This is a genomic window from Rhodococcus sp. LB1 (genome assembly GCF_001583455.1).
GTDB lineage: Bacteria > Actinomycetota > Actinomycetes > Mycobacteriales > Mycobacteriaceae > Rhodococcus_F > Rhodococcus_F opacus.
In genome coordinates this window covers 1-1,608 of the sequence record NZ_LTCZ01000265.1, presented here as the reverse complement: position 1 = coordinate 1,608, position 1,608 = coordinate 1, and the positions used below count along the sequence as shown (strand labels likewise).

Sequence of the window (1,608 nt, the reverse complement as noted above, 5' to 3'; positions counted from 1 at the left end):
GGCAGCGGCATCCACGCCGAGGCGATGAGACGCCAATACACGGCGCCAGCTGTCATCGATCCTGAGACGGGTAAGCGCCGCCCCGGCCAGGTGCATGGTCGCCCGATGCGACTTCGTGCACTCGAAGATTCGATCCTCCAGCCAGTGCCTCGAAGTGACAATCGCGGTTGGTACGACAGCCAGGACCTTTACCAGCGCGAGTACCTGTACGAAGTGGAGAAATGATCAATACCTGTGGATCGGGGAGGGCGCACCTTCCCGGATGATGATCTGCAAGAAAACAGGTATTCGATCAAGGCCAGCGCTGCAACGCTGGTTGGGAAGGTACGCCCGTGCTTACGGTAGTACACGACAACGACCGCTCCAACGACGACGACGGGCGGTCGTTGCTCGACGAGATCGTCCGTGACGGTGCCCGGCAGATGCTCGCGGCCGCGCTGCAGGCGGAGGTGGCCGCCTATATCGAGCAGTTCGCTGATCAGGTCGACGAGAACGGTCGCCGCCTGGTGGTGCGCAACGGCTACCACCACGAACGCGGTGTGCTGACCGCCGCGGGAGCGGTCAGCGTGAAGGCTCCCCGGGTCAATGACAAGCGGATCGATCCGGACACCGGGGAGCGGCAGCGGTTTTCGTCGGCGATCCTGCCGGCGTGGGTGCGCAAGTCCCCGCAGATGAACGAGGTGCTGCCACTGTTGTATCTGCACGGGCTCTCCACCAGCGACTTCGGGCCGGCACTCGAGCAGTTCCTCGGATCGGGTGCCGGGTTGTCGGCGGCCTCGATCACCCGGTTGACGACCCAGTGGCAGGACGAGGCCAAGGCCTTCCAGGATCGGGACCTCTCGGGCACCGACTTCGTCTATGTGTGGGTCGACGGTATCCACCTCAAAGTGCGGCTCGAGCAGGACAAACTGTGCCTGCTGGTGATGATCGGGGTCCGCGCGGACGGCCGGAAGGAGCTCGTCGCCCTCACCGACGGGTACCGCGAGTCCACCGAGTCGTGGGCGGACCTGCTGCGCGGCTGCCGACGCCGTGGTATGACCGCTCCCGTTCTCGCGGTCGGTGACGGCGCTCTGGGGTTCTGGAGGGCGTTGCGGGAGGTGTTCCCGGAAACCCGGGAGCAGCGGTGCTGGTTCCACAAGCAGGCCAATGTTCTTGCTGCGCTACCGAAGTCGGCGCATCCGGGTGCGCTCGCGGCGATGAAGGAAATCTACAACGCCGAGGACATCGACAAGGCCCAAGTGGCGATCAAGGCCTTCGAACTCGACTACGGCGCGAAGTATCCGAAGGCGGTCGCGAAGATCACCGACGACATGGATGTGTTGCTCGAGTTCTACAAGTATCCGGCCGAGCACTGGGTGCATCTCCGCACCACAAATCCCATCGAATCTACCTTCGCGACGGTGCGGCTCCGGACGAAGGTCACCAAGGGGCCCGGATCCCGTGCGGCGGGACTTGCCATGGCCTACAAGCTGATCGACGCCGCCCAGGCACGTTGGCGTGCGGTCAACGCACCGCATCTGGTCGCGCTCGTGCGCGCCGGCGCGGTGTTCCACAAGGGCAAGCTGCTCGAGCGACCCACCGACATCAGCCCCGACACCTCACCTGCCG

General features: G+C 64.7%; 2 protein-coding genes. Both read left to right on the top strand.

The features are described from left to right. On the top strand, positions 1-225 hold a 225-nt coding region (locus AZG88_RS54375; RefSeq protein WP_231914245.1), incomplete at its 5' end, for a hypothetical protein. A gap of 107 nt (positions 226-332) precedes the next feature. Beyond that, positions 333-1,608, top strand: a 1,276-nt coding sequence (locus AZG88_RS28860) for an IS256 family transposase (protein ID WP_061699852.1), incomplete at its 3' end; no start/stop codon positions are given.